General features: G+C 62.3%; 11 protein-coding genes and 1 pseudogene. 1 reads left to right on the top strand and 11 read right to left on the bottom strand.

Annotated features, from left to right (window positions below; all coding sequences use genetic code 11):
* Positions 1–3: 3 nt before the first annotated feature.
* The 9 genes from AYM40_RS08435 to AYM40_RS08395 all read right to left on the bottom strand — a co-directional run bounded on the left by AYM40_RS08435 (position 4) and on the right by AYM40_RS08395 (position 11,381).
* Positions 4–594, bottom strand: coding sequence for a PqiC family protein (locus AYM40_RS08435; RefSeq protein WP_063495818.1), 591 nt, complete (start codon positions 592–594; stop codon positions 4–6).
* Positions 591–2,201: an intermembrane transport protein PqiB gene (locus AYM40_RS08430; RefSeq protein WP_063495817.1), complete on the bottom strand. Its 1,611-nt coding sequence runs from the start codon at positions 2,199–2,201 to the stop codon at positions 591–593. Before AYM40_RS08430 ends, AYM40_RS08435 begins: the two co-directional genes overlap by 4 nt.
* On the bottom strand, positions 2,194–3,483 hold the full coding sequence (locus AYM40_RS08425; RefSeq protein WP_063495816.1) for a paraquat-inducible protein A: 1,290 nt from the start codon (positions 3,481–3,483) through the stop codon (positions 2,194–2,196). Before AYM40_RS08425 ends, AYM40_RS08430 begins: the two co-directional genes overlap by 8 nt.
* Positions 3,480–5,066, bottom strand: coding sequence for an efflux transporter outer membrane subunit (locus tag AYM40_RS08420; protein WP_082855013.1), 1,587 nt, complete (start codon positions 5,064–5,066; stop codon positions 3,480–3,482). Before AYM40_RS08420 ends, AYM40_RS08425 begins: the two co-directional genes overlap by 4 nt.
* 1 nt (position 5,067) lies before the next feature.
* Positions 5,068–8,307, bottom strand: a complete 3,240-nt coding sequence (locus tag AYM40_RS08415; protein WP_063495815.1) for an efflux RND transporter permease subunit — start codon at positions 8,305–8,307, stop codon at positions 5,068–5,070.
* 12 nt (positions 8,308–8,319) lie between these two features.
* The gene (locus AYM40_RS08410; RefSeq protein WP_082855012.1) at positions 8,320–9,609 is read right to left on the bottom strand and encodes an efflux RND transporter periplasmic adaptor subunit; all 1,290 of its coding nucleotides are present in this window, start codon (positions 9,607–9,609) and stop codon (positions 8,320–8,322) included.
* Positions 9,610–9,636: 27 nt separating this feature from the next.
* Positions 9,637–10,110: a YMGG-like glycine zipper-containing protein gene (locus AYM40_RS08405; protein ID WP_063495814.1), complete on the bottom strand. Its 474-nt coding sequence runs from the start codon at positions 10,108–10,110 to the stop codon at positions 9,637–9,639.
* Between the two features lie 169 nt (positions 10,111–10,279).
* Positions 10,280–10,840, bottom strand: a complete 561-nt coding sequence (locus tag AYM40_RS08400) for a YSC84-related protein (protein WP_063495813.1) — start codon at positions 10,838–10,840, stop codon at positions 10,280–10,282.
* Between the two features lie 154 nt (positions 10,841–10,994).
* The gene (locus AYM40_RS08395; protein WP_063495812.1) at positions 10,995–11,381 is read right to left on the bottom strand and encodes a response regulator transcription factor; all 387 of its coding nucleotides are present in this window, start codon (positions 11,379–11,381) and stop codon (positions 10,995–10,997) included.
* Between the two features lie 125 nt (positions 11,382–11,506).
* Between AYM40_RS08395 and AYM40_RS43445 the strand changes: the two are divergent.
* Positions 11,507–11,698, top strand: a pseudogene (locus AYM40_RS43445) (hypothetical protein); the annotation flags it as partial.
* On the opposite strand, the gene AYM40_RS08390 reads toward AYM40_RS43445, so the two are convergent.
* On the bottom strand, positions 11,683–11,988 hold the full coding sequence (locus tag AYM40_RS08390; protein WP_063495811.1) for a hypothetical protein: 306 nt from the start codon (positions 11,986–11,988) through the stop codon (positions 11,683–11,685). The pseudogene AYM40_RS43445 and the gene AYM40_RS08390 sit on opposite strands and share 16 nt — an antisense overlap.
* Before the next feature lie 165 nt (positions 11,989–12,153).
* The gene (locus AYM40_RS08385) at positions 12,154–12,915 is read right to left on the bottom strand and encodes a DUF4239 domain-containing protein (RefSeq protein ID WP_063495810.1); all 762 of its coding nucleotides are present in this window, start codon (positions 12,913–12,915) and stop codon (positions 12,154–12,156) included.
* Positions 12,916–12,960: the final 45 nt, after the last annotated feature.

Raw genomic sequence — 12,960 nt, 5'->3', positions numbered from 1 at the left:
ACATCATTGCGACGACGCCGGGCGGATCGACGCGGAGATGTCGCGGCTGACCGCGACGAGGGCCCGGCTGTAGGCAGCCACCAACGCATCGTAACCGGCGCCAGCACAGTGCTCTTGCACGGTGCTGCGGCCACTGCGCGGCGAACCTTTCCCGGGCGGCGACACCGACCACAACACGTCGACCGTCGCCGCATCGCCGAGCGCGCCGTCAAAGCGCTGGACATCGAGTTGCACCCGGTAGGCCGAGGCCGGATCGACGCCAATCGGGCGGGTGGACACGTACGCGCTGTCGAGCAGACGCGCGAGATCGGCGCGTATCACGTTCGGGATCTGGGTTTTCAAGGGATCCGCCCAACGGGCGAATTCGTCGATCTCGACCTTGCTGTCACTGGAGCGAACCACGATCTGCGGCCGATCGACGAGTTCAGGCACCGTCACCACCCCGATCAGCACCGTGATCGGGGTGGCGGCGGGGGCGCTCGCCTGCGGCGCCTGGGGACTCAACGTATAGAACTCCGACTTCGGCGACGACGCACAACCGCACAACGCGGCGAGCGCCACCGCCATGGCAATGGGTAAGGATCGGCGCATCATTTCTTATCCTCCAGCTTGCCCCGGATCAGCGCCTCTGGATGGCGTTCGAGATAGTCCGCCAAGGTACGGAAGGCCGCCGCCGTGCGCGCCATTTCCTTCATGGCGTCGCCAGTGTTCTGCGCCAGCGCGGAGTCGGGCTGCAGCGCGCTATTCGCCGAATTCAGAGCCGTCTGGGCGGCCGAGAGCGTGTCACGCGCCTGCGGCATGACCTCGGTGCGCAACTCTTTGAGCAGGGCATCCGCTTCGGCCAGTGTCTTTTGCGCATTGTTGCCGATGCCTTCGAACGGAATCTTGTTCAGCTTCGCCACCAGACTGGCGACCGAATCCTGCAGTGACTGCAGTCCGCCCGGCACGGTCGGTATTTCCGGCGGCGTCGCGTTCCAGTCGATCCCGGCCTTGGCTGCAGTGGGGAAGAAATCGAGCGCGACATACAACTGCCCGGTCAACAGGTTGCCGGTTCGAAGCTGCGCGCGCAGGCCGAGTGCGACCAGCCTTTCCGCCAGCTGGTGGGGATCCGATGAGAGCCGGCCTCCGGACGCGCCAGACTGGTAACGCGACGTGAACCGCTCCGGATAAAGGCGCACCTCGACCGGAATGCTGAACTGCTTCGTGGCTTGATCGAAACGCGTATAGATCGCCGCCACCTCGCCCACCACGATGCCGCGGAAATCGACCGGCGCACCGATGGTCAGCCCGCGTACCGAGTCGTTAAAATTGAATACGTAGGTATCCACAATTTTGTCATGGCGCTTCATGGCCTCCGCACGATCCTCGAAAAGCGTGAATCGGGTACGAACCGCAGCCTCGGGCTGACTGCTCGTTTCCTCCGGCGTCTGAAATGCAAGACCGCCGATCAGGATCGCCACCAGCGACTGCGTATTGACCTTGATACCATTGGTGTCGAGCGACACATCGACACCGCTTGCATGCCAGAAGCGCGTATCGTTCTGGACGTACCTGTCATAGGGCGCGTTGATGAAGGCGTGCAGCGTGACGCCTTTGCCGTCCGGGTCGAGCGCGTATGAGGTGATCTGTCCGACCTGCAGGCGTCTGAAGAAGATGGGAGAGCCGACATCGAGCGATCCCATGTCATCGCTCTTCAATACGAACTCCCGCCCCGGCACGCCGCTGGCGAAGACCGGCGGCGACTCGAGTCCGACATAGTCGCGCCGCGACTTCGCTGAAGTACCCACATCCATGCCAATGAAGGAACCGGACAGCAGCGTGCCGATGCCCGACACCGTGCCTCCGGAAATCCGCGGGCGCACGACCCAGAAACGCGTATCGTCGAGCAGCATGCTCGATGCGTCCTTGACCAGTTCGGCGGTCGCGACAACGCTGCTGTGGTCTCTCGACAAGGTCACGCTCTTGACCACGCCAACATCCACGTTCTTGAACTTGATTTTGGTCTTGCCCGCTTCGAGACCTTCGCCGGTCGCGAAGCTGATGGTGACCGTCGGCCCCTGTTCGAGGACCGCCTTGACCGCAAGCCAGCCGCCGATCAGCACCGCGATGATCGGCACCAGCCAGACGACCTGCATGCGCCAGCGCGAGCGCGGCGTCGCTACCGCTTCGGGAAGCTCCGGCGGCCCGGGAGGTCTAGACATGATGATCCTCCGTTGCGTCCCAGATCAGGCGCGGGTCGAACGACATCGCCGCGAACATGGTCAGCACCACTACCGAACCGAACGCGACTGCGGCGGGTCCCGCCTGGATCGTGGCGAGCGCGTTGAACTGCACGAGCGCGACCAGAATGGTGATGACATAGATATCGAGCATCGACCAGCGGCCGACCAGCTCCACTAGCCGATAGATGCGGGTTCGTTGCTGCAACAGCGTGTTCGAGCGCAGCTGTGTGGAGATCACAAGGTAAATGAGCGCGATGATCTTGAGCATCGGCACAGCGATGCTCGCAATGAACACCACCGCGGCAAGCGGCCACGCCCCCGAGGTCCATAGGTAGACGACACCGCTCAATATCGTGTCTTTCTCGGAGCCGAACAGCGAACTGGTGTTCATGACAGGCAACACGTTCGCCGGGATGTACAGCACCATGGCAGCAATCAGGAACGCCCAGGTCCGCGCGAAGCTATCGGGTTTGCGCGTGTGAAGATGCGCGCCGCAGCGCGGACAGCCGGCGTCATGCAGGTAGCCGCGCGAATGCACCAGCAACCCGCAACTGTGACAACTCAGCAGGCCGCAACGCATGGCGGTGGGTGCGGATGACCTCGCGGCCTCGTGCAGATCGGTGACAAAAGCTTCGCGTTCGCCCATCCGCTGCCAGAGCGCGCGCGGATCGAACGCCGAATTGGCCGCCGCCAGCAGCAGCATCAGCGCACCGAACGACCAGAGCGCAACGCCCGGCACGACGCTCGCAATGTGCGCCAGTTTGACCAGCGCCACCAGCATGCCGAGGATCAGCACCTCGGTCATGCCCCACGGCCGCGCCAGATGCATCAGGCGAAATACGATGTCGACTCCGTACGGCCGGCGGTGAAGCCACAGCGGCACCAGCAGATACGTCATCGTCGTCATCTGCAGCAACGGCATCAGTAACGTCGTGGCGAACACCAGCCCCGCAAGCGGCCACATGCCGTCGTTGTACAGGATGCGGACGGCACCGAGCAACGTCGTCTCCACGAGATCCCCATTGACCGCCAGGCCGACAATCGGATACAGGTTGCTGATCACGAACAGCACGGCCGAGGCGAGCGTAAAGGCGAGCGCCCGATCGACGCTGTCTGGACGAGCGCGATACAGTTCCGCCTGACAGCGGCAGCAGCGCAGAACGCCATCGCGCGGCAGCGCCGTTTCGCGTTGCAGCAGATCGCATTCGTGGCAGGCAATGAGACGCGTCGGGGTCGCCGCGCTTGTCACGGTGGGGGTCATTTGGGCTGCTCCGCACCTGGCACTGTCTCCGCCGGATTAGCCGGTGGATTAGCCGGTGGATTAGCCGGTGGATTAGCCGATGGATTAGCTGAAGGACTAGCCGACGGGTTTGCCGCTTGAGCGGCCACCTGCGCCACACTGCGCTGCCCCATCACCCGCCCCGTCATCGCCTCGGCCTGCACGACCCACCCGCCGCCCATCGCCTTGTAAAGACCGATCAGCGAGCTGAACACCAGGCCATTGGTCTGCGTATAGCTGAGCTGCGCGTTGAACAGGCTGCGCTCGGCGTCGAGCACCTCGATGTAGCTCGTGTAGCCACCTTCGAAACGCAGCCGCGCGAGCCGCGCGTATGTGCGCAACGCCTCCACCTGGCGCGCCTGCACGATCAGTTGTTCGCGCGACTTCTGCAGCGCGATGAGCGCATCGTCGACTTCCTGGAACGCGGTTTGAATCGCCTGCTGATACTGGATCAGCGCCTGTTGCTGTTGCGCCTCGGCCTGGCTGACCTGACCGCCGATGCTGCCCGCCGTAAAGATCGGCACGGTCAACGAGCCGGCGTACGACCAGACGCGCGCAGGCCCGGTGAACAGCTTCGAGAACTGTCCGCTCGTCGAGCCGAACAGACCCGTCAGCGAGATTTGCGGAAAATACAGCGCGCGCGCCGCGCCGATCAGCGCATTGGCGGCGACGAGGTTTTGCTCGGCCTGCAGCAGATCGGGACGGCGCTCCAGCAGATCGGACGGCAGACCGGCAGGCACCACAGGCAACACCAGTTCGGTCAGCTCGCGGCCGCGCAGAATCGGGCCGGGGTTGCGCCCGAGCAGCACCGACAACGCGTCTTCCTGCTGCGCGATCTGCGCCTCGAGTTGCGGAATCGTCGCGAGCGATGCTTCATATTCGGACTGGCTCTGCGCGAGTTCCATCTGCGAGACATCGCCGCCGGAGAAACGCGCCTGGAATACTTTGACCGATCCCGCGCGGCTGTCGGTGGTCGCTCTCGCGATCGCCAGCTGCTGGTCGAGATCACGCAGATTGATGTAAGCGGTGGCCACCGAAGCAACCAGCGAGAGAATCGTCGCGCGTCGGCCTTCCTCGCTCGCGAGCAGGCTCGCACGCGCCGACTCGGTCTCTCGGCGTACCCGCCCAAAGAGGTCCAGCTCCCACGCCACGGTCAACGGCGCCGAAAACGCGTTGTAGACGGGACCAAAGCCCGCGGGCAACGGTGTCGGCCCGGACTGGGAAGCACGCTGACGCGACGCGTCGAAGCCGGCGCTGATCTGCGGAAACAGCGCCGAGCGTGTCGTCACGAACTGACCGAGAAACTGGTCGACTCGGGCCGCCGCGATCTTCACATCCTTGTTGTCCGCGAGCGCCGCCAGAATCAGATCGTTCAGAACCGGGTCCTGAAACTGCTCCCACCACGGCGCGTTGGCCACCTCAGCGGTTTCACCGGCTTCGAAACGAAAGTTCGCGGGCGTCGCCACATTCGGGCGCACGTAGTCAGGACCGAACAGGCAACCGCCCAGTCCCATTGCGAGCAGCAAGGCGGGGACCACGCGCAGCGGGAACGCAGAGGCTCGCATGTCAGTCGCCCTCATGCTGCGCGGACGGCGTGGTCGCGGCACCGCCGCCGGATCCCGTGGGCGCAACCGGACCTGTGCCGTCGCCCATCGCAGGGCCACCGCTCGCCCCCGGCGTCTTCTTGCCGCCGCTCTTTTCCGACATGGTTTCGAGCACGTAGAAGAACATCGGAATAAAGAACACCGCGATCACCGTCGCGCCGAGCATGCCGCCGATCACCCCGGTGCCGATCGAATGCCGGCTGTTGGCCGACGCGCCAAGCGCAATGGCAAGCGGCACGCAACCGAGAATGAACGCGAGCGAGGTCATCACGATCGGCCGCAGCCGCTCGGTTGCCGCCGTGACCGCCGCGTCGTATACCGACTCGCCGGCCTCGCGATTAAGCACCGCGAACTCGAAGATCAGAATTGCGTTCTTGGCTGCGAGCGCGACCAGCATGGTCAAGCCGATCTGGAAGTACACGTCGTTCTCAAGCCCACGCAACAGAATCGCGAGCAGCGCGCCGAACAACGCGAACGGCACCGCCAGCAGCACACCGAACGGCAAGCTCCACTTCTCGTATTGCGCGGCAAGAATCAGGAACACCATCACGAGGCCAAACACGAACACGAGCCCCGAGGTGCCACCCGATTGCCGCGCTTCGTAAGCCTCACCGCTCCAGCCCACGCCGTAGCCCGACGGCATCACCTGATCGGCCACTTCCTCGAGTGCATTGATGACTTGCCCGGAGCTGTATCCCGGCGCGCCGTTCGCCGTGATCTTGACTGCCGGAAAGTTGTTAAACCGCGTGACCAGATCCGGGCCGGTGACGTACCGGGAGTTCACCACCGCCTTCAGCGGCACCATGTTGTTCGTCTTGCTGCGTACGTAAAGCTGGCTCAGATCCTGCGGCGTCAGTCGGTACTGCGGCTCGGCCTGCAGGATGACCTGCCACAGCCTGCTCGAACGATTGAACTGCGAGACGTAGAGCGAGCCGAACATCGTCTGCATCGCGCTATACACTTCCTCGATCGGTACGCCGAGCGTTTCCGACTTGTCGCGATCAACGTCGACCAGCAACTGCTGCGACGACGCATTGAAAGTGGACGTGACACGCGCCAGTTCCGGCCGGCTTTTCGCCTTTGCCACGAAGTCGTCCACCACCCCGGCGAGCTGCGCGATGGTTGCATCGCCCTTGCTCTGAATCCACATCTCGGTGCCGCCGGTCGTGCCAAGACCCGGAATCGACGGCGGATTGACCGGCAGGATGATCCCTTCCTTCACCGTGGAGAGATTCTTGTAGGCGTCGATCAACACCGCCTTCGCATTCTGGGTCTTGATATTGGCAAACTTGTAGCGCTCATCGAAACTCTTGAAGCCGATGAAAAACGCACTAGCGTTATTCTTGTTCTGACTGTCCAGCAGGCTGAAGCCGTCGACGATCGTCACGCTGCTTACCGCCGGCTGTTTCATGAAGTAATCGGTGACGCGTTGCGACACGTCGCCGGTTCGATCCAGACTCGCCGCGTCCGGCATGATGATCGCGCCGAGCAGATAGCCCTGATCTTCAGGCGGCAGGAACGAGGTCGGAATGGTGCGCATCATCACCACCGCCAGCGCGGCCATGCCGACAAACAGCAACAATGCGACCACGAAGCGTTTGATCACCAGTTTGACCACGGACGTGTAGCTGTCCGTCATCTTCTCGAAGTTCCTGTCGAACCATTTGAAGAACCCTTTCTTCTCATGGTGGCCGGGCTTCAGCAGCAACGCGGCCAGCGCCGGTGACAGCGTCAGCGCGACCACCCCGGAGAAAATGACCGAGATCGCGATGGTGATGGCGAACTGCTTGTACAACTGCCCCGTAATGCCGCCGAGAAACGCCACCGGCACAAACACCGCGCACAGCACGAGCACGATCGCGACAACCGGGCCGGCCACTTCGTCCATCGCGCGCCTCGCGGCATCCTTCGGACTCAGCTTGTGGACATTCATATTCCGCTCGACGTTCTCGATCACCACGATCGCGTCGTCCACCACGATGCCGATCGCGAGGACCATGCCGAACAGCGTCAGCATATTGATCGAGAAGCCGAGCGCGAGCATGCCCATGAAGGTGCCCATGATCGACACCGGCACCGCCAGAACCGGAATCAGCGTGGCACGCAGACTTTGCAGGAACACGAACACCACGATCACGACCAGAACGAGCGCTTCAAAGAACGTGTGCACGACATCCGTGATCGACGCTCGCGTAAAATCGGTCGTGTCCATGGCGATGCTGTAGTCGAGCCCTTCCGGAAAGGTCTTTTTCATCTCGGTGAGGGTCGCGTGCACCTGCTTCGAGACGTCGAGCGCATTGGCGCCAGGCTGCTGATACACCGCGATCACAGTGGCCGGCTTGCCCTGAAAGCGGCTACGGATCGAATAATCCTTCTGCCCCAGTTCGGCGCGGCCGACGTCCTTCAGCCGGACGATCGCGGCATCGCCACTGGCCGCCCGGATGATGATGTTGTCGAACTCCGCGGGGTCGCTCAAGCGGCCCGTGGTGGTCACAGCAAACGACTGCTCGACCGGTGCGCCGGTGGGCGACTGCCCGAGACGGCCTACCGCGAATTGCTGGTTCTGATTGGCGACCGCGCGTTGCACGTCACCCGCGGTGATGCCCAGTTGCGCCATGCGGTCTGGCTTGAGCCAGATGCGCATCGCGTAATCCGGCGTGCCGAAGATAGACGATTGATTCGCACCCGGGATGCGCTTGAGCGCATCCAGGACGTAGATGTTCGCGTAGTTGGCGATATAGGTCGCGTCGTAGCGATCGCTCGGCGAATAGATCGCGATCACCATCATGAACGCCGACGACTTCTTCTGCACCTGAATGCCTTGCGACTGCACCGAAGAGGGCAGTTGCGGCAGCGCGAGGTTCACGCGGTTCTGCACGTCGACCTGCGCCAATTCCGGATTGGTGCCGATCTGGAAGTACGCGTTGACGGTCAGATTGCCCGTGGATGAACTCGACGAGTTCATGTAGATCATGTTGTCCGCGCCGTTCACCTGCTGCTCGATCGGTGCGGCCACGTTGTTGGCCACCACGTCGGCGCTGGCGCCTGGGTAGTTTGCCGAGATGGTGATCTGCGGCGGCGTGACGTCCGGATACTGCGCGATCGGCAGGTTGAACATCGCCACCGCGCCGCCAAGCGTGATGACAATCGAAATCACTGACGCAAAAATTGGGCGGTCGATGCAGTAACGGGAGATATTCATGTCGCAACCCCCTTACTGCGTGGCAGTCGTGGCAGTCGCGGCAGCCGTGGCGGTCGTGGCGGTCGTGGCAGCCGGGTGCTCCTTCGAACTGCCATCGCCCCCCGCTGGCGCATCGAGCGCAGCGGGGGCATCGAGCGCAGCGGGGGCATCGAGCGCAGCGGGGGCAGCGGGCGCGGCCGGCGCCGCGACGATTTTCAGCGGCACATCGGCGGCCACACGGATCGCGCCGTCCACCACCACCCGCTCACCCGGCTGCAACCCCTGGGTGATGAACCAGTCGTCGCCATGCCATTCGCCCACTTCCACGACCCGCTGATGGGCCTTCGAATCGTTGTCGACCACCCACACGAAGTGGCTCTTCGAGCCCTGCAATACCGCACGTTGCGGCACGAGGATCGCGTTCGGGCGCGTGGCGCCGGACACGCGGGCCCGCACGAACTGGCCGGGACGCAAGGTGCCTTGCGGATTGGCGAAAGACGCCCGCACGAGGAACGTGCCGGTCTCGTTGCTGAAAGCAGGATTGGTGAAGCTGATATGGCCGTGCTCCGGAAACTCGGTGCCATCCGCCAGGATCACCGTCACCTCGAAATCCTGATTGGCCGGAACCCGCAGGTGGCCTTTCGCGATGTCGTCGCGGAACTTCAGCAACTCGTTTTCCGAAATGCTGAAGTTGACCCACATCGGATCGAGTTGATAGACATAGGTGAGCAGCCCCGACGCCGAGGCGGTGACAAAGCTGCCGTCCTGTTGCCTCGCGAAGCTGGATAAGCCGGTGAGCGGTGACTTGATCGTCGTGTAGCCAAGGTTCAACTGCGCGGTTTGCACCTGGCCAAGTGCTGCCAGCACCGCAGCTTCAGCCTGCTTTTCATTGCCTGTCGCGTCGTCGAGATCCTTCTGGCTCAACGCATTTTGTGCGGCCAGCGGAATCACGCGCGCGAGATTTGCCTTCGCGACCGTCAGGCGCGCCTGCTGCTGTGCAAGCTGGCCTTTCGCCGTTTGCAGCGCGGCCTCGAAGGGCTTCGCGTCCATCTGGAAGAGCGTCTGCCCGGCGTGAACCATTTGCCCTTCGGTATAGAGCCGCTTGTCGAGAAAACCGTCCACGCGCGCACGAATCTCGACCTCGCGTGAACTCTGGGTTTGTGCGGTGTATTCGAAATCGACGGGCGTGTCGCGCTGCGTCACCGGCATCACGGTGACCTCGATCGCGCCGGCGGCCGGCAGCGTAGCGGCTTTGTGGCAGGCGGCGCACAGCGCAAGCGCGGCGAGCCCGGCAATCGCGAAACCTAGGCGGTTCCTGCTCATGGCTGTCACTCCCGTCCCGATCGATGTCTACTGAACCGTGTAGCCACGGCCGGTCATGCAAGCCGCCACTGCCCGATTGAACGTCGCCATCTGCTGGGACGTCTGTTGCTGCCCCGCCTGCTGCTGCGCGGCCTCGGCCTGATTGGCGCGGCGCTGGCGCACGCCGCCAGCCGCTGTGCCGGTAACCGCACCGATCGCAGCGCCCTTCCCGGCGTTGCCTGCGATTGCGCCCACTGCTGCGCCCACGGCGGCGCCCCCGGCTGCGCCCTTGACCGCACCACCCTGCTTTGGCGCAGCGCCAGGTTGACCGGATTGCTGGGCAATCGCGACCGGATCGACACCGGTCGTCTGCTTCGCCCATAGCTGACACTCCGCGGTGTCCGTGTTTTGCTTCTGCGCGCTCTGCCCCTTGGCCGGATAGATGATGGGCTGCTGCGCGGCGGCTGCAAATGTCAGCACCCCTGCCACCAGACCTATTGCGACTCGTTGCATTCGTTGCATGGCTTGAGGACCTCGATCTTCTACGGTCGCCCCATTTACTGGCTAACGGCTGTCAATGTCCGCGCAATGCGCGAGCGATTTCCCGATCGCGCGTCCGGCGCGGCGTGCATGGCCGAGGTGATTCGCGTTAGAACATCGGTGGCCACGACCGTGCGGGATAGTGCGCACTTCATTCGTCAAACTTAACAATTCTCTGCCCCTGAACGCCCAGGCCCGCCATCAAACCCTGTTGGCCAAAAATGAACGCATAGACATCTGACTGCAATGTCGTAGTTGTCATCGACTTCGCCATCCCTGCATCCACCACCACGACGCTCGGTCCCACACCAACGGACAATCCGGTGCCACTCGTGAGCGACGTGATTGCCGGGTCGGTCATGAGAAACATCGCCTCCGAAAAGGTTTGTGCGCCTGCTTGCATCCCGTATGAAACGCCGCGCACTCTGTAGTACCCAAGGATCTTGCCGTCCGGACCAAACATCACGCCCTTTCCACCCTGCGCACCGACTATCAACCCAGCCTTGACGATGCTCGGAAACACGACGACGGCTTTCGCCTGGTATTGGAGATCCTTCGCCTTCGGAGTGCTGTCGAATAGTTGCTGCAGTGCCTGACGTGCCTGCGCGTCTAACTCGGGGTCCCCGCCATTGGCAACAGTCGGGTTCGTTGAGCACGCCACGGCGAACAGAAAGAAGGGAACCGCGAGAATTAGCCGAAGGTACTTGATCATGATGCGTGCTCCATTCAGAAATTGACACCACGGTGTGAAATGCGTTTCCGCCTTAAATTCTTCGCGGGCAACGTGAATAGTGGTATTTGCGTCCAGTTAAAACAATTGGCCTTTGGTCCAATATCGCCTGAATACGCAAGCGCACAGGCTTGCGCTACGGTGGCTGATCGCCTTCAAGGGCAGCGCGTACCGTCTTGACAAACAGTTCGTCGTTGAACGGCTTGCGCAAATAGGCGACCGCGCCGGCCGCGAGCGCGTGCTCGCGCACGCCGATGTCGTCGTGGGCGGTGATGAAAATGACAGGTATGCCACTGCCGGCCAGGCGTCGCTGGACTTCCAGCCCGTTCAACCCTGGCATCTGCACGTCGAGCACGACGCAGTCAGGGTGATATGACGGCATGGACGCCAGGACTTCGAGGAACGCGTCGCCGCTGGCGAACGTTTCGGCAGCGAGCCCGATCGAGCGCAGCAATCGCCTGATCGCCCGGCTTACCGATTCATCGTCATCGACAACGACAACGAATGGTTTGAGTTTTCCCATTGAACGTAGTCCGGTATCCGGGAGTGCGCGCTAGTGCACTCCTCCATACGACAGACTATGAGTCAGGCAGGATTGCCGATATTGGACCTTGGTCCCTAGTCGGTGCCAGAGAGCAAAAAAGGCGGCGCTATTTCTGCGAGGACATCACGGAGAAAGGTGCGTGGGGAGGCCCTGCCGCGCTTGAACTGCTCAACCACGCACTAGCGCCTGTCGCGTCGTTGCGTGTCATTGAAGTGATACCCGGTGTGCGCATCCTGTGCGACCTCACCCGCCGGAACATCCATCGCCCAGGCTCATCGATTCAATTGCATCCCTGACTGTTGGCGCTCCGATAGCACGTCTTGCCACTCGGGCTTTTATACACGCCCTTGCCGTTCTTTGTCTTGGCCTCTCCGCCCTTGCTTGTCTGGGTCGTCGTGACACCGTTCTGATTTTTTTGGGCCTTCCACGCGTTACCCGTATTCGGGTTGTAGCCGCCAGCCGTCTGTCCGTTGCCGCACACGGTCTCGCCGCGCGCGTTGGTGGCGCAGTTCGCGAATGCGCTCGAAGACACCACGATGCATGCCAATGCAAGCGGGACAGCGAATGTGCGTACAGAAACAATCATGATTTTCTCCCATGAATAGCACGGCTGGACTCGCGCATCTTTCAGACTAGTCGGATGCGACCGTACGCGCATTGGACTTTGGTCCTATTTCCAATACCGCTGGTTCAATCGCTGATCGTGCTTGAGTGCGGGAGCAGCAGAGCCAACGCCCGCGCGATCGAGCGGCTACTGGCCAAGAATGGCGAGCGCTGCGCGCATGGGCTCAGGCGAGATTCTGACTATCCCATTGAGAGGTGTGTTCATTTCCAGAATCAGAAAGATCGCGCCGGCAGTCGACAGTGCACACATGGCTAGCGCTGTCATGGTCGTACCGTTGCGAGGCGCGAACAAACCAAACGTGCCGAAGAGAATGGCTAGCCAGGACACCAGAACCACCAGCAGCGGCACGGGGATCGAGCCCTTCTGCTGGAGTAACGCCAGCCAGCGCGCGGCGAACACTTCATCGACGATCTGGAGGGCGCGTGCCTGCAACTGACTTTGCACCGCATTGTGCGGTGAGAGTTCCTCCACCTTGCGCTGGAAGTCCTCGCCCCTTGCCACTGCCTCGGGCCCGCTCATTTTCGCCAACTGCGACGGATCGCCGGAAGCGAGCACCTCGATCGACGCGGCGGTGATACGTTTAAGCAAGCCGCGAATCTCCTGCGTTTCCGGTCCATATCTGGCCAGGACGCGATCAAGGCGCACGATGTCAACGGCACTATGCACAACTTCGCTATTCGTCGTGTCGAACGAGGCTTTTGCCGACGAAATCAGCAGGCCAAGCACTAACGCGGCCATGGTAGCGACCAGGCCGGTCGCCAGTTTGACGACACTGATTGATTCATCGCTAAGGTGGTGTTGCGGCAGTACGACGCGCAGATACGAACCCAGCAGCGCACTGCCGACAACGCTTATGAACACAATCAAAGCAACGACGAGGTGGCTCACCCGGCAATCCTCCGCTTCTGGTTTTTCGCTTAACCCCCGTCTTCG

The organism is Paraburkholderia phytofirmans OLGA172, assembly GCF_001634365.1.
Taxonomy (GTDB): Bacteria; Pseudomonadota; Gammaproteobacteria; order Burkholderiales; family Burkholderiaceae; genus Paraburkholderia.
The sequence above is the reverse complement of the archived record's forward strand: the minus strand, read 5'-3'. Positions and strand labels throughout refer to the sequence as shown.

Coding starts and splice junctions, on each gene's coding strand:
- AYM40_RS08420 (WP_082855013.1), bottom strand. CDS start 5,066: ATGCGAGCCTCTGCGTTCCCGCTGCGCGTGGTCCCCGCCTTGCTGCTC.
- AYM40_RS08410 (WP_082855012.1), bottom strand. CDS start 9,609: ATGAGCAGGAACCGCCTAGGTTTCGCGATTGCCGGGCTCGCCGCGCTT.
- AYM40_RS08405 (WP_063495814.1), bottom strand. CDS start 10,110: ATGCAACGAATGCAACGAGTCGCAATAGGTCTGGTGGCAGGGGTGCTG.
- AYM40_RS08425 (WP_063495816.1), bottom strand. CDS start 3,483: ATGACCCCCACCGTGACAAGCGCGGCGACCCCGACGCGTCTCATTGCC.
- AYM40_RS08415 (WP_063495815.1), bottom strand. CDS start 8,307: ATGAATATCTCCCGTTACTGCATCGACCGCCCAATTTTTGCGTCAGTG.
- AYM40_RS08435 (WP_063495818.1), bottom strand. CDS start 594: ATGATGCGCCGATCCTTACCCATTGCCATGGCGGTGGCGCTCGCCGCG.
- AYM40_RS08395 (WP_063495812.1), bottom strand. CDS start 11,381: ATGGGAAAACTCAAACCATTCGTTGTCGTTGTCGATGACGATGAATCG.
- AYM40_RS08400 (WP_063495813.1), bottom strand. CDS start 10,840: ATGATCAAGTACCTTCGGCTAATTCTCGCGGTTCCCTTCTTTCTGTTC.
- AYM40_RS08430 (WP_063495817.1), bottom strand. CDS start 2,201: ATGTCTAGACCTCCCGGGCCGCCGGAGCTTCCCGAAGCGGTAGCGACG.
- AYM40_RS08390 (WP_063495811.1), bottom strand. CDS start 11,988: ATGATTGTTTCTGTACGCACATTCGCTGTCCCGCTTGCATTGGCATGC.